Annotated in this window: 8 protein-coding genes and 1 pseudogene; 6 read left to right on the plus strand and 3 right to left on the minus strand. The window is 62.2% G+C overall.

All coding sequences use genetic code 11. The features are described 5' to 3' along the window. Positions 1–83: 83 nt before the first annotated feature. A complete protein-coding gene (locus ACN6NG_RS01185; RefSeq protein WP_236197943.1) occupies positions 84–1451 on the minus strand; it encodes an ATP-binding protein in 1368 nt (455 codons plus the stop codon). Between the two features lies 1 nt (position 1452). Continuing rightward, positions 1453–2175 (minus strand): response regulator, encoded by a 723-nt coding sequence (locus tag ACN6NG_RS01190; protein ID WP_197898342.1) that lies wholly within the window; start codon positions 2173–2175, stop codon positions 1453–1455. Positions 2176–2315: 140 nt separating this feature from the next. Between ACN6NG_RS01190 and ACN6NG_RS01195 the strand changes: the two genes are divergently transcribed. Further along, positions 2316–4613, plus strand: a complete 2298-nt coding sequence (locus ACN6NG_RS01195; RefSeq protein ID WP_353455928.1) for a TonB-dependent siderophore receptor — start codon at positions 2316–2318, stop codon at positions 4611–4613. 15 nt (positions 4614–4628) lie between these two features. Here ACN6NG_RS01195 and ACN6NG_RS01200 read toward each other — a convergent pair. After that, a pseudogene (locus ACN6NG_RS01200) lies at positions 4629–4721 on the minus strand (DUF3079 domain-containing protein); the annotation flags it as partial. 29 nt (positions 4722–4750) lie between these two features. On the opposite strand from ACN6NG_RS01200, the gene ACN6NG_RS01205 reads away from it, so the two are divergent. The 5 genes from ACN6NG_RS01205 to ACN6NG_RS01225 all read left to right on the plus strand — a co-directional run bounded on the left by ACN6NG_RS01205 (position 4751) and on the right by ACN6NG_RS01225 (position 17447). Further along, positions 4751–5164 carry a type II toxin-antitoxin system HigB family toxin gene (locus tag ACN6NG_RS01205; protein ID WP_474312791.1) on the plus strand — a complete coding sequence of 138 codons (414 nt, stop codon included), beginning with the start codon at positions 4751–4753 and terminating at the stop codon, positions 5162–5164. Positions 5165–5205: 41 nt separating this feature from the next. Next, complete coding sequence (locus tag ACN6NG_RS01210; protein WP_474312793.1) at positions 5206–5679, plus strand: helix-turn-helix domain-containing protein; 474 nt, start codon at positions 5206–5208, stop codon at positions 5677–5679. Between the two features lie 663 nt (positions 5680–6342). After that, complete coding sequence (locus ACN6NG_RS01215; protein ID WP_474312852.1) at positions 6343–8028, plus strand: ShlB/FhaC/HecB family hemolysin secretion/activation protein; 1686 nt, start codon at positions 6343–6345, stop codon at positions 8026–8028. A 24-nt stretch (positions 8029–8052) separates the two neighbouring features. After that, positions 8053–16980, plus strand: coding sequence for a two-partner secretion domain-containing protein (locus ACN6NG_RS01220; protein WP_474312795.1), 8928 nt, complete (start codon positions 8053–8055; stop codon positions 16978–16980). Next, positions 16980–17447 carry a hypothetical protein gene (locus ACN6NG_RS01225; protein WP_063426993.1) on the plus strand — a complete coding sequence of 156 codons (468 nt, stop codon included), beginning with the start codon at positions 16980–16982 and terminating at the stop codon, positions 17445–17447. The genes ACN6NG_RS01220 and ACN6NG_RS01225 overlap by 1 nt, the downstream gene beginning before the upstream one ends. Positions 17448–17449: the final 2 nt, after the last annotated feature.

Below are 17449 nucleotides of genomic sequence, written 5' to 3' on the forward strand. Positions count from 1 at the left end.
CAGGTATTGGTGTCACGGCACAAACCGCCGGGGCTGCTGCGCAGCCCATCGCGACACAAGGCCGCTCCCACAGAAAAATAGCGTTAGCCAGGCAGCAGTATGCTGACCCGCAACCCACCGCCCTCGCGGTTCGCCACCATCAGCTCACCGCCATGGCTGTTGGCAATCCGCTGGGCAATGCTCAACCCCAGCCCGTAGCCGCCGGATGCCTGGTTACGCGAGCCTTCACCGCGCACGAACGGGTCGGTGATGGTTGTCAGCAGGCCCGGCGCAATCCCCGGGCCGCGGTCGTCGATGTGGATGAACACCCCATCGACAGCCCGTTCCAGTGTGACCGAGATGTCCTTCGCGTAGCGCAACGCATTGACCAACAAGTTTTGCAGGCAGCGTTGCAGCAACAGGGCATCCACCTGCGAACACCCCACCTTGCCATGCACCGGCAGCGCTTCTTCGGCGCTGGCCAACTCGGCGCACTGGCGTGCCACCAGCCGGTCCAGGTCCACCTGCTGCAAATTCAGCTGCTCGCCCGCGCGCAGGTAATCGAGTACCTGGCCAATCATGTCGTCCATCTGGGTAATGTTCTGCCGCAGGCGCTGGCGATGTTCGTCGTCCGGTAGCCGCTCCAGGCGCAGGCGCATGCGGGTCAGCGGGGTGCGCAGGTCGTGGGACACGGCGGCCAGGAAGTAAGCCTTGTCATTGACCATGGCAATCAGCCGCTGCTGCATGGCGTTGAACGCCTGGGCCGCCTGGCGCACTTCTTCCGGGCCATCCAGTGCCAGGGGAGGCTGCTCGAGGTTGCCGCCCAGGCCGCGCGCTGCGTCGGCCAGGCGCCGCAACGGGCGCAGGCACAGGCGCACGGCAATCAGGCACACCAGCAATACCGCGACAATCCGCAGCGCATACACCCGCAACAGGTAGTCGCTGATCAGCACCCAGGCCGATTCGCCACTCCAGCCCTGCAGTTCCTGGCCCTCGATGGTCAGCCAGTGGCCGTCGGCCAACGGCACCGCGAACTGCACATGCGCCTGGGCCGTGCGCAGGCCGAACAGGCTGCGCCAGACAATCGGCTGGCCCAGCTCATCGGTCAGCCGCACCTTCAGCAGGCGCACGTCCTGGGCATGCCCCAGTTCGTACCTGAGGGCCTGCTGCAGCAACAGCTCGACGCGCCTGCGCCCTCGGCGCTCGTCATGTTCAGGTGTGGGTAGCGTTTCGGCGCAGCGCAACTGATAGTGGGCGGGCACCTTCAGCGCGCCGGCGTGGCAACTGGCCTGGGCGATCAGGGGCGCACTGCGCGCGGCGATCAGGCGAATGGGCGCCTCGAATACCTGGGCGAAACGCACATCGAACCAGATGCTGCTCGACATCAACTGGATCACCAGCGTGCCGCTGATCATGATCAGCAGCAGCTGGCCAAACAAGGTGCGCGGCCACAGCCGGCGAAGCCAGCGCATGTCAGGCATCGGCCGCGAGGCTGGCGATACTCAGCAGGTAGCCTTCATTGCGGATGGTGAGGATTTGCGCGGCACCTGCTGGCGCACGCCGCAGTTGCTGGCGCAGGCGGCTGACGCACATGTCCACCGAACGGTCGTCGGGCAGGTGGTCGCGGCCAAACGCGCTGCGGGTCAGCTGGTCGCGGGAAACCACCCGGTTGTTGGCCTCCAGCAGTTCGCGCAGCACGCGGTAGTCGGAGCGCGGCAGGGTCAGGGTTTCGCCATCGGGGCGGGTGAGCAGACGCTTGACGTGTTCAAGGCGAAAGCCTGCAAACAGCTGGGCGTCCGCCACGGCGGGCTCTTCGGCGGGAGTGTCCAGGCGTTGCGGGCGACGCAGCACGGCCTTGATCCGGGCGATCAGCTCGCGTGGCTCGAAAGGCTTGGCCAGGTAGTCGTCGGCACCCACTTCCAGGCCGATGATGCGGTCCAGCGTGCTGCCCTTGGCCGACAGCATGATCACCGCCAGGCCTGGCGTCGCCTGCAACTGGCGGCACAGGCTAAGGCCATCTTCGCCGGGCAGCATCAGGTCGAGCACCACCAGGTCCACCTTCGTCCGCGCCAGCTGTTCGCGCATTTGTTCACCGTCGGCTGCGGCTAGCACGTTATAGCCGGCATCTGTCAGGTAATCACAAAGAAGTTCGCGGATCTCGTCGTCATCGTCGACAACCAGCAAGGTCGTGCTCATGCGGAAAAACACCTGTTCGGTGAGGGCCGGTGGCGCTCGTTACGTTCAATTACATGCCCGTACATGTCGGGTCTGGAGCCGGGAGGGCCGATCCCTAGAATCCTAACAAAAAATCATCTGCAAATACGAAGCCTTCCCAAATGAATCCCAAGTGCATCCCGAAAGTGTTCACCCCCATCAGCCAAAGTGGCAATCGCCTCAAGCCGCTGGCGTTCTTCGTTGCCGTCGCCATCAGTGGCGGGGCCATGGCTGCCGCCGGCAAACCCCTGGAGCTGGACGCCACACAGATCGAAGACAGCGCCCTGCTGCCGGCCGACGATGCTGGCCAGCTAGGCTACACGGTCGAGAGCACCCGTAGCTCCACCGGCCTGGCGCTGACGCCACGCCAGACGCCGCAATCGGTCACCACCATTACCCGCCAGCAGATGGATGACCGCGACATCCACACCATCGAGCAGGCGCTGGAAACCACGCCAGGCGTAACGGCCAACAAGTCCGAGGTGGGTGGGCGTACCGACTACCGTGCCCGGGGCTACTCGATCAGCAATTGGAAGGTCGACGGCCTGCAGACCCAGGGCGGTTCGGACTTCAGCGGCAGTGGCAACGCACTGAATATGGACCTGTACGAACGCATCGACATCGTGCGCGGTGCCAACGGCCTGCTGGGCGGCACCGGCGACCCCTCGGCCACCGTCAACCTGATCCGCAAGGCACCGACCAAGACATTCGGCGGCAGCGCTTACGCCACGTACGGCAGCTGGGACAAGCGTCGCCTGGGTGCGGACCTGAATCTGCCCCTGTCCGCGGATGGCCGCCTGCGCTCGCGCTTCGTGATGACCCAGCAGGACGCCAACTCGTTCCGCGACAACCAGTCCGAGCGCTCCCGCGCCGCGTTGGCCAATTTCGAGTTCGACCTGGACGACGCCACCACCCTGGGCGCCGGTTACCAGTATGAGTACAACAAGGTTGTCGGCGGCGGCTGGGGCGCGAACATCCCCATCTGGTACCGCGATGGCAGCAAGACCGACTTGCCGCGCAGCACCAACGTGGTGCCCAGCTGGAGCTTTGGCGAGTACACCACCCGTACCGCGTTCGGCTCGCTGGAGCACCGCTTCGACAACGACTGGACCCTGGACCTGAAAGCCGCCCAGGCGACTACCGAAGCCTTGAACCACCGGGGCCTTGCCAAGGTGAACTCGGCTGGGCGCGGCAGCTTCGGCGGCTATTGGGACCAGGACGGCAGCGGCGCGGTGCTGAACGGTTTGCACAGCTCCAGCGACACCACACAGCAGTCGGCGCAGATCGACCTGTCCGGCCCGTTCCAGCTGTTCGGCCGCACCCACCAAGCCATGGTCGGCTATAACGACAGCCGCACCGTAGGCTGGTCGCCCCAGTACACCTGCACCATGGTCGGCGATGGCATGGCCAGCGCGCCTGCACTGGGTTGCCAGTTCCGCGCCAATAACGGCTTCCCGGTCACGGACTGGCACAATGGCGTGGATGACGACTACGACCTCATCGCCTCACGCACCGGCCTTCACAGCAAGACCACCACCCGCCTGCAGGGGATGTACGCCGCCACCCGCCTGAGCATCACCGACCCGCTGTCGGTGATCGTTGGCGTGCGCACCAGCAACTATTCCTCGGTTACCCGCAGCGTGGCCGGCGAGCGCAGCAGCCAGGAAGAAAACGGCATTGTCACCCCCTACCTGGGCGCGGTGTATGACCTCAACGACAATTACTCGTTGTATGCCAGCTACACCGATATCTTCACCCCGCAAACCTCTGAAACCAGCAGTGGCAGCAAGGTCGAGCCGATTCGTGGGCAAAGCTACGAAACAGGTATCAAGGGTGAGTGGTTCGATGGCCGCCTGAACGCCTCGGCGGCGTACTTCCGCACCAAGCAGGAAAACAAGGCCGTGCTGGACGGCGACCTGACCACCCCGACTGGCGGCAACGCATACAAGGCCGGTTCCGGCCAGGAAACCGACGGTATCGACCTGGAAGTTGCCGGCGCCCTGACCCCCAACTGGAACGTTTACGCCGGCTACACCTACCTGCACTTCCGCCGCGTCGACAGTGACGGGCGCAGCGACCCGTCGCACCTGTTCAAGGCCTCCACCACCTACCGCCTGAGCGGCCCGCTCGACCGCCTGACCCTGGGCGCCGGCGTGACCGCGCAAACCAACATCCGCGCCATTTCCAGCCCGGCCGGCCAGCCCACCAACGGTGTAAGCAATGGTGCCACTGATGTGAACTGGTCCGGTTATGCCATCTGGAATGCCATGGCCAAGTACCAACTGACCGATGAGACCAGCGTCAGCCTCAACGCCAACAACCTGTTCGACAAGCACTACTACACCCAGTACGGGTTCTATGCCGGGGCCATCTACGGCGACCCGCGTAACCTGTCGGTGACGGTAAGCACCGCGTTCTGACCAACCGTTTCCCACAGGTCTGCGCGCGGTCCATGCATCAACCGGCTTCTCCAACTGGGCCTCGAAGCTATTCCAATCCTCGCCAAACAGCTCCACCGATTGCGAGGTCATCGTGCATCGCGCATCCAGATATCTGGTTGACAGATATCTGGATCAGAGATATTTTCCACCTTATGTTGGTGCGCCGGGACAACACGATGCGGGTCATAACGAAAGCGGCGGTTACCAAGGCGATTGAAGCTCACGGCCAGTGGAAAGCGCCGCTTAGCCTGTGGCTGACAACCTTCGACAGGGCGACGCTGCGCTTTGAATCTTTTGAACAGCTGAGGCAGACGTGGGCCACTGTGTCTGGCTGGAACGTAGATCGCATCCCCCACTCAAAACTCAGGCCCACCAGCCGCAAAGGGCCGCTTGATATCTACGTGTTCGATATCAAGAAAAACGAATGCCGCCTGATCGCGTGGCTCAATGCGCGAACGGGCACTCTCTACATCAAGGCCATTTTGTCGCACGCCGAGTACGACAAATGGTGCCGAAGCGATATCAGGTAGCAACCTGGGCAGCGCGATATTTCAATTCGACAGGTGACAACATGAAGCGGGATAAAATCGAAGCCAATGGACTAGATGCCTTCATCGCTAATATTTCACCCATGCTCGATGGCCTGAACACTCAGATGGCAACCATGGCCCAGCTTCTGGCCGCCTGCCATGACCCCATCAAGGACGGTGCCGAGCTTGAGGCACGCATGACATTGATCGACGAGCTCTACTCCCATGCGGACACTGAAGGCCACGCTGCGGCACGCTTTGCGGAGATGGTAGCGGACCGCGTCTACGAGTATGAGAGTGAGTCTGTATTGGTGCCGTTCGCGAGCCAGGCCGAAGCGTTGGCCTTTCTGCTGTCGGACAGGGGCGTGAAGCAGAAGGACCTGTCGGCGATAGCGACCCAGAGCGCGGTATCAGAGATTCTGAACAACAAGCGGAAGATGACGGTTGCCCAGATAAAGGGCTTTGCTGAGTTTTTCAGCGTACCGGTCGAGTTCTTCATGCATGGGGTGGTTTGACAGCGAAGAAAGGGTGGGGGCAGCTCAGTGACAGATGAAACAAAAATGCCCACCTTCGTTGATTCCAAGAACGGACTGCCGCTTGATCCTGGCACACACGACACGGCGAGCAACTGCACAGTAATTTTTTGCATCATTGATAGCGCACGCGTCAACTTGGCTGTCGGAGTGACGGATTGTGGAGAAGCTACTTAGTGCGTTCTGACCTAGCGTGCTTGGGGCTGCTGCGCAGCCCATCGCCGGCAAGCCAGGCTCCCACAGGTACCGCGTCGGCTTCAGACTTATGCAGTACCTGTGGGAGCGACCGTCTTGCACAAAACCTGAAGGCTGGCGCGATCACTGTGGGAGCTGGCTTGCCGGCGATTGGCCGCAAAGCGGCCCGCTTTTCTTCTCTGACTCGCCCCTTGGCCCTGCTCAATCGGCTTCTCCCGCCGCTCCTCCAGGCTGCCTGAGCCTCCCCAAACAGCCTTCCTTTACCGCTCATCGCCAAAACAGAGCATCAGGGAATTCTGTACGTCATGTGCGGTCTGTCTCACGGCTGTTACACGTGATGTCACATGGCTTCTGCTTCAAGTGGCAGTGATAGCCGCTTTCACCCACCCGTGCAGGCGCAATCTCGCCTCCGGCGCTTTTAATGGAATGTTTATGTTTGCCTCTACAAGGATGTGGCTGGGTCTGTGTGCGTTGGTGCTGGGCGCAGGGCTGTTTTCGCCCGTTCATGCTGCGACGCCTGGTGAGCAGGACCTCATACGTGACCGGCAGAACCGTTTGCTCGAAGAGCAGCGCCGCCGCCTTGAAGAACTCAAGGACCTGCCAGGCGACCGGGCCACTCCAGTGGCACCCGCCACGCCAGCCGATACGCGCTGTTTCAACATCAGACGCATTGAGCTCAAAGGTGCAGACTCGCTATCGGCTACAGAGCGCGACGCGCTGATCAAGCCTTTTCAGGGCAAGTGCCTGGGTGTGGCCCAGCTTAACCAGCTGCTCAAGGCGGTCACCGACCATTACATCGAGAAAGGGCTGGTGACCACCCGCAGCTACTTGCCGCAACAGGATCTGTCCACCGGCGACCTTCAGGTGCTGGTCATCGAAGGCAAGCTGGAGAAACTGCGCAGCGATGCCGCCAGCGGCCTGTCCGATCGTGAACTGGCCATGGCTTTCCCCGGCAGGCAAGGCCAAGTGATCAATCTGCGAGAAATCGAGCAGATGGTCGATCAACTCAACCGCTTGCCGTCCAACCAGGCGCGCATGGAACTGACCCCGGGCCAGGCCATTGGCGGCAGTGATGTGGTCGTCAAAAACACCCCCCAGAAACCTTGGCGTGCCAACCTCTCGCGTAACAACGACGGCCAGCGCAGTACGGGCGAGCAGCAGTGGAACGTTGGCCTGGACTGGGACAGCCCGCTGGGGCTTGCTGACCAGTTGAGCCTGCGTGGGGGCCATGATGCGGTCAGTGACCACCAGCAGGGCTCGCACAACGCCTTGCTGTCGTACAGCTTGCCATGGGGTTGGTGGACGTTCAGCTACCTGTACAGCGAAACCGAATACCGCTCCCAGCTCGAAGCCGAGGGCGCCAGGTACAAGCAGAACGGTGACAGCCAGACCCACCAGGTGCGTGCCGAGCGTGTGATCCACCGCGACGCTGTGAGCAAGACCTCGCTCAATGCCGGCCTGGCCCATGTGCGCACACAGAACTTTTTCGAGGACAGCAAGCTGGCCTTGAGCAGCAATCGCCTCACTGAAGCGCAGTTCGGTATCAACCATGGCCGGCGTGTGGGCTCCGCATTCGTCAACATCGACCTGGGTATGCAACAAGGCATCGGGCTACTCGACGCCCAAGGCAACCATCACCCCGGCCCGGGCGAACCTGACGCACGCTATCGCAAGTACACCGGCACCATCAGCTACCTGTATCCCTTTCAACTCTGGGGGGAGAACCTGGCCTTCACCAGCCTGGCCACCGGGCAGCGCAGCGAAGATGTGCTGTTCAGCCCGCAGCGCCTGAGCCTGGGCGGTTCATCTTCTGTACGGGGTTACAAGGACCAGTTCTTGTCCGGCGACAGTGGCGGCTACTGGCGCAACGAAATACGCCTGACGCGTGCCGTGACCCTCGACTGGCTGCGCCCGGTGTTCAGCGAATACGGCGCCGCTGCCGGTTATGACCAGGGTGTGATCAGCAACGACCGCTACAACGATGCAAACCACGGCCGGTTGTCCAGCAACTCGTTCGAGCTGTTTACCCGTGGCCAGCACGTTGCCGCGTCGGTCACTTTTGCCCATTCCCTGGAACGTCCCGAGGTGATCGAGCGAGAAGCGCCGGTTTACTTCCGTATGGATTTCTTCCTTTAACTGCGCTGTTCCGAGGTCGCTTACATGGACGTCAACCAATTAGCCCTGCTGGCACGTCAGCCTTCTGCTGCACTGGCCGAGCGCGCGAGTTTCCTGGGTATGCCCAAGCGCTTGCTGGCCCTGCTGCTGGCCAATGTCATGTTCTGGCAACCGATCTGGGCGCAGGCGCAGGGCATTGCGGTAAGCGGCACCACCAACACCGCCGTGGGCCAGGCTGGCAACGGTGTGCCGGTGATCAACATCGCAGCGCCCAACGCGGCGGGCCTTTCGCACAACCAGTACCAGCAGTACAACGTCGACAGCAAGGGTGTGATTCTCAACAACTCGACCCAAGCCATACAAGCGACCCAACTGGGCGGCAATATCCTCGGCAACAGCCAACTGGGCGGGCGTGGCGCCAGCACCATCCTCAACGAAGTCACAGGTGCCAACCCCAGCCAGCTCAACGGCTACACCGAAGTGGCCGGGCAGGCGGCGCGGGTCATCGTGGCCAACCCCTACGGCGTCACCTGTAACGGCTGCGGTTTCATCAATACCCCGCGTGTCACCCTCAGTACCGGCAAGCCGGTGCTGGACGCCAATGGTAAGCTCGATCACTTTGCAGTCGACGGCGGCAACATCACCGTCGAAGGCCAAGGGCTGGATGCCAGCGCGGTCGACCAGTTCGACCTGATTACCCGCTCGGCGAAGATCAATGCCGATATCTATGCAAAGCAGCTGAACGTCATTACCGGCGCCAACGATGTCAACGCCGACACACTGGCCACCAGCGCCCGTGCCGGCAATGCCGCCGACAAACCGCAGCTGGCCATCGACTCGTCGGCGCTGGGTGGGATGTACGCCAATGCGATCAAGCTGGTGGGTACCGAGCAAGGCGTCGGCGTAAAGACGGCTGGCAATATGGCGGCTAGCGGCGGTGATATACAGATCGATGCCAACGGCCACCTGAACATGGCCCAGGCTTCGGCGCAGGGCGGGTTGCAGGTAAACGCGCAAAGCGTCGAAATGACCGGCAAGGTCTACGCGGGCAGCGCAACGGTGCGCACCCCCGGCGCGCTGACCAACCAGCAAAGCCTGGCCGTGCGCGAGCGTATCGAGATCAACGCAGGCCAGGTCGGCAACGCAGGCACTATCGCGGCGGGCATAGAAGCCGATAACAGCCGTAACGTCACGGGCGACGTCGCCATCAGTGCGCCGGTTGTGGCCAATACGGGCTACATTGAAGCCAGCCGTGGGTTGAACATCGACGCGGCCAAGGCCCTCGACAACCAGGGCGTGGTGCAAGGCGGCGCGGTCAATCTGGCCAGTGCCCGAGTCAGCAACCAAGGGGCGGCGGCACGCCTGGTCGGCGAACAGTCGTTGTTCATCACTACCCCGGCTATTGTCAACCTGGCCGGCGTAATCCGCTTTGGCGCGGGGCAAGCGGTCAACCTGCAACTGGCCAGCCTGGACAACCGCGAGGGCCTGATCCAGGCCGCGGGTGGCAGCCTTGCCATTGCAGCTGGCGCGCTGGACAACAGCGCTGGGCAGATCGACGCCAGCAGCCTCGCCATTACCGCAGACACGATCAGCAACCGCTCGGGGCTTTTGTCTGCCCGTGCCGGTGATGCAAAAGTAACGGCGCGCCGTGCGCTGGACAACACCAGCGGTACCGTGCAGGCGCAAAAGCAACTGTCGGTCGACGGCGGTGACATCAGCAACCAGGGCGGGCGGCTGCTGGCCGTTGCGGGTGATCTTGAACTTGACACCACTGGCCTCGATAACCGCAGCGGCAGCGTGCTGGGGGCGAACGTCAAGCTGGCAGCAGAGGGTGCGCGGGTCGATAACCGGGGTGGGAAGATCGTCGGCGACCGCGTGGACGTGAACGCCGGCGTTCTGGACAACCGCGACCAAGGCTTGCTGGCTGCCGGTGCGCAAGGGCTGGCGCTGAACTTCGGCCCTTCAGCGACCCAGGCTCAATTACTCAACAGTACCGGGCAGGTTCAAAGCGACGGCGCCCTGCTGCTGCGTGGCGCCTGGCTGGAGAACAGCGCCGGTACCTTGCTCGGCCAGCGCGTACGGGTAGATGCCCAGCGCCTGGACAACGATAGCAAGGGGGCGGTGGTCAGCAATGACGGTGCTGTCACGCTGAACATCACCGATGTACTGAGCAACCTGACCGGTGTCATCGACGCTGGCAGCCACCTGCTAACCCTCGGCGGTATCGCCGCTGTCGACAACCAGGGCGGCAGCATGCGTGGCAGCCAGCTCGACCTGCAGGCCAGCACCTTGCGCAATGGCCAGCAGGGCCAGCTTGTCGCTAGCAGTGGCGGCCTGACCTTCACCGGCAACCAGCTGGATAACAGCGGGGGTACGCTGTTGAGCAGCGGCGGCCTTACGCGGCTGAACCTGGGCAGTGGCACCGTCAGCAACGTCGGCGGCACCATCCAGGGCGACACAGTGCACATCAGCGCCGGGGCGCTGGACAACAGCAGCGATGCCAGCAAGGCGGGCTCGTTGTCGAGCCTGGTCGACAGCCTGACGCTGAACATCGGCGCGCTCACCAGCAACGCCGGCAAACTGTTCGCCAAAACTGCGTTGCTGTTCACCGGCGACACGCTGTCCAACACCAATGGCAGCGAGTTGAGCGGCGACAGTGTCACGCTCACGGCAGGCAACCTGATCAACCGTGGCGGCCTGATCGAGTCCAACACCACGTTGAACCTGCACGGCGGTTCGCTGGACAACACTTCGGGCCGGCTGCGCGCCCTCGGCAATAACGCCGGTACCAACAGCACCAGCACATTCGGCCTGGCTGGCAGCCTCATCAACCAAGGCGGCCGTATCGAAATCGGCAGCACCGACTTCGCCCTCAAAGCCGATGCGCTGAACAACCGCACAGGCAGCATCGAACATGCCGGCACCGGCCTGCTGAGCCTGGATTTCAACCGGGTGAGCGGCGCCGGCGGCAGCATCAGTGCGCTGGGCAATGGCGACTGGCATTTCGGCACGGTCGACGGGCTGGGCGTTGTCCAGCTCAATAACGCCCTGACCTACACCAGTGACTCGCTGGCGCTGCTGGCGGGTGATCGGCTGGCCAGCGGCGCGGGCCTCACCTTGAACCTGCGCAACCTCGACAACGGCGGCGAGTTGCTCAGCGACGGTGACCTGGCCCTGAACCTGACCGGCGACCTGAACAACAGCGGCCGCCTCAGCGCGCAAAACCTGCTGACCATTCAGGCCGCCAACGTCACCCAGAACGGCGGGCGGATCGGTGCTGGTACCGACACGCGTATTGCCCTCTCCGGTGCGCTCGACAACCTGGGCTACCTGACCGCGCGCCAGAACCTGCGTGTTGACGCCGCGCAGGTCGCCAACCGCGGCACCCTGGGCGCGCAAGGCAACGTCAACCTCAATGCCAGCCAGTCCCTTACCAACGGTGCCGACGCTCTGCTGTTCAGCGGCGGCGCGATGGCCCTGCGCACCGCCAACTTCGGCAACCTGTACGGTGACGTCTACAGCCGTGGTGACCTGAGTGTCGCTAACCTGGACGGCGGCAGCGCGCAACGCTTCAGCAACCTGTCTGGCACGGTGGAGAGCGAAGGGGCGATTACCCTCAACGCCACGACCGTGGAAAACGCCAAGGCCGAATTCGAGCTGGGCCAGCGCATCGTCAACGGTAGCCTGCGCTGGCAGTGTGGCCAGCACTGTGGCGGGCATGACTCGTTCAAGCGCGGTGTGATCAACATTGACCAGACCATTCTGGAAACCGCGACCCGTGACTCGGCATCGGCACGCTTGGTGGCGGGCAAGGACCTTATCCTGCAGGCCGACCAGGTGCAGAACCGCTACAGCCTGCTGGCTGCCAACGGCAACCTGAGCATCACTGCCAACGACCTGCTGAACCTGGGGGCTTCCGAGCGCACCGGGCAGAACAACATCCAGATCGGCACGCCTGCGCGTATCGCCACCGGTTACTGGGACCAGATGGAGTACATCGACGTCCCTGCATTCAACGCCGCCGTCGCCGCAGGCAATTTCGACCTGGCACGTTTCGAGGTGCTCAAGGCGCGCTCCGCCGACAGCCGCTTTATCGAGCAAAGCAACTACACCGTCTGGACCGACAGCCCGCAGCCAAAATATGCCGCGACGCTACAGGCCGGCGGTTCGGTCAACCTCAACGTCGCGCGAACCGTTCAGAACGGCTCGGTGAGCGCCGGCAACACCGCCGAGATCCTTACTGGCACCCTGGGTGAAGACCAGACCGGCATCAAGGTCGGGGGCATCGACATCACCATCAACAAACAGGCCGGCGACACCAGCCCCGCCGCCGTAGCAGCCGTGCAGCCTGTGCAGCGGGTGGCCGCTGATGGCAGCGTGCAAACCGGCTTCACCCCGGTGGATTACAGTGGGATCCCGTTTGCCGCCGTGGACCCGACTGCAGGCGCGACCTTCCAGCTACCCCAGGGCAATTACGGGCTGTTCATTCGCAACCCCGACCCAACCAGCAGCTACCTGATCGAAACCAACCCAAACCTGACTGACTTGTCGCGGTTTCTCGGTTCCGACTACATCCTCGACCGCCTCGACATCAGCCCCGACAGCAATTGGCGCCGCCTGGGTGACGGCTTGTATGAACAACGGCTGGTCCGCGATGCCGTGCTGGCGCAGACCGGCCAGCGCTTCCTGGCCGACGGCCTGAGCAGCGACTACGACCAGTACCGCTACCTGATGGACAACGCACTGGCGAGCAAGGACGCGCTCCAGCTGAGCCTTGGCGTCACGCTGAACGCCGAACAGGTCAGTGCCCTGACCCACGATATCGTGTGGATGGAAAACCGCGTGGTCGATGGCCAGAAAGTACTGGTGCCCGTGCTTTACCTGGCCCAGGCCGATTCGCGCAGCGTGCGTGGCAACAGCCTGATTCAGGGGCGTGACCTGACACTGATCGCAGGCGGCGACCTGGTCAACGTCGGCACCTTGCGTGCCAGCAACAACCTCGACGTGAGCAGTGGCGGCAGCCTCTATCAGGGCGGCCTGGTGGACGCGGGTAACAACCTGCAGATGATCGCCCAGGACAGCATCCGCAACGCGATGGCCGGTGAAATACGCGGCAGGCAAGTAAGCCTGGCGGCGGTCAAGGGCGACATCCTCAACGACCGTACCGCCATCCAGGTGCGGGACGGTGCAGGCATGCGCACCATCACCGACACGGGCAGCACCATCACTGCCCGCGAAAACCTGGCCATCAGTGCCGGCCGCGACATCACCCACTACGGCGTCATGAGTGCAGGCGGCGACGTAGCGCTCAAAGCCGGCAACGACATCAACCTGCTGGCCAAGACCGACAGCAGCGAAAAGCACGAACTGTTCGACGGCGGGCACAAGTCCGTCATCACTACCCAGGTGAAAAACCTGGCAGCGACGGTGACCGCCGGTGGCGACCTGGCTGTGGATGCGGGGCGCGATATCAATGTTCTGGCCAGCCAGGCCAAGGCGGGCAACGACCTGCGCCTGGTCGCAGGCCAGGACATCAACGTCAGTTCGGCGGGCGATGTGCACGACATCGCGACCCGAAGCAAAGATGGCAAGAAACGCATCAGCGAAGCCAATGACCGCACTACCCAACTCGCCAGCGAGCTGACTGCCGGCAATGACGTCACCCTGCAGGCCGGCCGCGACACCACCCTGGTGGCCAGCAAGATTACCGCTGGCAACGAAGCGTACCTGTACAGCGGCAACGCCCTGAGCCTGCTTGCGGCGCAAGACAGCACCCACACCCTTTACGACATGAAAGAAAAGGGCAACTGGGGCGCCAAAAAAGCCCAGCGCGACGAGGTTACCCAGACCACCAACATCGGCACGCAAATCCGTACCGCTGGGAACCTGACCCTGGTCAGCAACGGCGATCAGCTTTACCAGGTCGCCACGCTGAACAGCGGCAAGGACCTGACCCTGCAAAGCGGCGCTGCCATCACCTTTGAAGGTGTGAAAGACCTGCACGACGAGAGCCATTCCAAAAGCAAAAGCAACATGGCCTGGTTCTCGATGAAGGGCAAAGGCAACACCGATGAAACCCTGCGCCAGAGCGAACTGCTGGCCCAGGGGCAAACGGTGATCCAGGCGGTGGACGGCCTGAAGATAGACATCAGGCAGATTGACCAGCAATCCGTCAGCCAGACCATCGACGCCATGGTCAAGGCCGAACCACAACTGGCCTGGATCAAAGAGGCCGAGCAGCGTGGGGACGTGGATTGGCGGCAGGTTAAAGAACTTCACGATTCCTACAAGTACAGCAACTCCGGCATGGGCCAGGCGGCGATGTTGGCGGTGATCATCATCATCACCGTGGTGACCGCCGGCGGCGCCAGTGCCCTGGCAGGGGGCGCAGCAGGGGCGACTGCAGGCTCGGGTAGCGCCATGGCGGCAGCAACCACCACACAGGCCCTTGCCGCTGGCGCGAGCTACACCGCTGCCGGCTGGGGCAACATGATGGCCACCGCAGCGCTGACCTCAATGGCCAGCACAGGCGCTGTGAGCGTTATCAACAACAAGGGCAATCTTGGCATCGCGCTGAAGGACACCTTTGGCAGCGATAGCCTGAAAAACGCCAGCATCGGCGCGTTGACCGCAGGCTTGGTGAACTACGCCGACAGCACGTGGTTCCAGGGTGCCAGCCCGGCAAACGGCGGTGGTGCGCAAGTCACAACCGCCGGGCCGGTACAAAACCCGGGCTATAGCAAAGAGTGGCTGAGCTGGCAGAAGGCGCAAGATGCGGTGGCCCGCAGTGCTACCCATGCCGTGATCAAAAGCGGCGTTTCCACCGCCATCAACGGCGGCAGCCTGCAAGACAACCTCGGGTCCGCGCTGGTATCCGAAGGTTTTGACCTGGCAGCCGCTGTCGGCAACAAAAACCTCGGCGATTTTGCCGAATACATGGACTTGAGCACCGGCTCGGCCGAAAAGATCTTCCTGCATGCCATGCTGGGCGGCGCCCTGGCGGCGGCGCGCGGTGGTGACTTCAAAACCGGTGCCATCGCCGCTGGGGCAGCCGAAGGGTTGACGGCGTCGGCCACGGATAACCTTGGCCGCTACCTTGATAGCCGCTTCATCACCGATGACCAGTTCAGGGTCGCCACGGCGCAGATCATCGGTATTGCAGCCGGTGCGCTGGTGGATGGCGACCCCAACGATGCGGCTTGGGTGGCGGGTAATGTCGAGCGGTATAACGAGCAGTTGCACCCTACCGCGGTCGACCTGATCAAAAAGGCCGCGCCGAAATATGCTGCCGACACCTACATCTCTGAAGCGGAGGCCGAGCGGCGCCTGGCGCTGGGCGCGGTCTATTACACCGACGAGAAGTGGAACGCGGTGCTGACTGGGCAAGGTTACGCCCCAGACGACACGACACTTGCCTACCTGGGCGCGGCACTGGCACCCATGGCTGGCCATTACGCGCCGCAGAACACCTCCGACGTGCCGACCACCCAGGCCGAGCGGGTGTACACAGGGTCTGAAACCGCTGAGCTGCTCACCCGGTTTGGCGACACCAACCCGGCGAGTTACGCCGATACGTCGATCAACTCGATCAACTTCCAGGGCGCCTATACCGGTGACCTGACGTACGACTACTACCGCTTCTACGACCGGAACATCGCCGTCCCCTACGACCTGGGCAGCAACCTGAGTGGCGGCTTGGCCGGTACTGCCCAGGGCGCGGGTGCCGCCATTTCCAACGTGGCCAGTTCCATCTGGTCGCTGTTGAGCAGCCCGCTGCAGAGCAGCGAGCAACTGGTAACCGGTGCGATGGCCCTGACCAAGAACCCGCTTGCCGCCACATGGGGCAGCCTGGCACCGGGCCAGGCCCAGGAAGGTCTGGCGACGGTGTATCAGATGCAGGGCGACAACGAGGCCGCCGCTGCAATCCGCAACCAGGCCAACACCGAGTTCGGGCTGAACTTCATCCCGGTCGAACGGGTGGCCTCGTTGGGCAAAATCGGCACTGTCGCCAAGACAGCAGACGAGCTGTACATCGAACGCCTGCTCACTGAAAAAGGCCCTTGCTGCTTCGCCGCGGGTACCAAGGTTTCAACGCCGAACGGCGACCGCGCTATCGAGTCGCTGAAGGTTGGCGACGTGGTCTGGAGCAAGCCGGAAAAAGGCGGCAAGCCCTTTGCCGCGAAAATCCTCGCGACCCACCAGCGCAGTGACCAGCCGATCTACCGGCTGAAACTGAAAAACCTGCGTACCGACGGTACAGCCAAGGGCGAGACCCTGCTGGTTACCCCAAGCCACCCGTTCTATGTGCCGGCCAAGCGCGACTTCATTCCGGCACTCGATCTGAAACCTGGGGATCTGCTGCAATCGCTGGCCGATGGCGACTCGGAGAATACTTCGTCGCAGGTTGAGGCGCTGGAGCTTTACCTGCCGGTGGGCCAGACGTATAACCTGACAGTGGATGTGGGGCACACGTTCTATGTGGGTGAGCTGAAGACGTGGGTGCACAACACCGGGCCTTGTGATTTGCCTGAGTGGCCGGTGGGTACAAAAGCAACGGTGCCGTCGAAAACGGCGGTTCAAGAGCTTGAGGTAGACGCCTATAAAAATCTTAAGGCAAGAGAAGTTGTTGGCGATGGTCTAGAGCACGATCATATCCCTTCCTTTGCTGCGTTGCGCACAGCAAAGGAAGCTGAGTTGGGCCGCCCCCTTACTGAGTTGGAAACCAGGACGCTCTACCAAAACGCTACAGCTGTGGAGGTCCCACGAGAGGTACATATTGCAGGTCCTACCTATGGCGGAAAAAACACGCCTGCTCAGATTCAGCAAGACGCAGCGGACCTGTGCGGTGCAGTTTGCCGTGACACAGATGCACTGCGAGCAAATTTGAACAAGCGCGGTTATGATTCAAGGCTTGTGGATGAAACTGTTCAAAAAATAGTGGAAAGGAATCGCAAGGCAGGAGTTATTAAGTGATGAATACTTGGTTGGATTTTGTTCGGGCTCTTGGTCAAGATGAAAGTAGCTCAATCGTAACTGACTTGTGCCGGGAAGTCGGAGAGCCGCCAGCCGTTTCAGAGACCCCGGATAGCTATAATGACCCAGAAGGGAAGACAAAATTTTTCAAGTTTATTAAGTCTGGTCTGGAGCTTGGGTTTCGTTCTGGGAAGTTAAACCACATTCATTTTTTTGTGCAACGTCACGAAGGGTATTCGGCATATAAGGCTGATGTGCTTGGTCGTACAGCTCAAACATGGCGGGTTCAAGATATCATTGCCGAGCTGGGCCCGCCTACCAAAGAGGTGCCAGGTAAAGCTGATATGTTGCTAGGGTATATACGGTCGTGGTTGAAGTATGAGTTTCAACCCTATGCTCTACGCATGGAGTTTTCGGAAGATGGTCGCTTGTGGAAGGTGACGCTAATGTCAAATCCATCGGCTTAGGA

This window comes from Pseudomonas sp. TSO6, assembly GCF_056098905.1.

Bases quoted from the DNA above. Each gene is read 5' to 3' on its own strand.
- ACN6NG_RS01190 (WP_197898342.1), bottom strand. From the start codon at position 2,175: ATGAGCACGACCTTGCTGGTTGTCGACGATGACGACGAGATCCGCGAA.
- ACN6NG_RS01215 (WP_474312852.1), top strand. From the start codon at position 6,343: ATGTGGCTGGGTCTGTGTGCGTTGGTGCTGGGCGCAGGGCTGTTTTCG.
- ACN6NG_RS01195 (WP_353455928.1), top strand. From the start codon at position 2,316: ATGAATCCCAAGTGCATCCCGAAAGTGTTCACCCCCATCAGCCAAAGT.
- ACN6NG_RS01225 (WP_063426993.1), top strand. From the start codon at position 16,980: ATGAATACTTGGTTGGATTTTGTTCGGGCTCTTGGTCAAGATGAAAGT.
- ACN6NG_RS01185 (WP_236197943.1), bottom strand. From the start codon at position 1,451: ATGCGCTGGCTTCGCCGGCTGTGGCCGCGCACCTTGTTTGGCCAGCTG.
- ACN6NG_RS01210 (WP_474312793.1), top strand. From the start codon at position 5,206: ATGAAGCGGGATAAAATCGAAGCCAATGGACTAGATGCCTTCATCGCT.
- ACN6NG_RS01220 (WP_474312795.1), top strand. From the start codon at position 8,053: ATGGACGTCAACCAATTAGCCCTGCTGGCACGTCAGCCTTCTGCTGCA.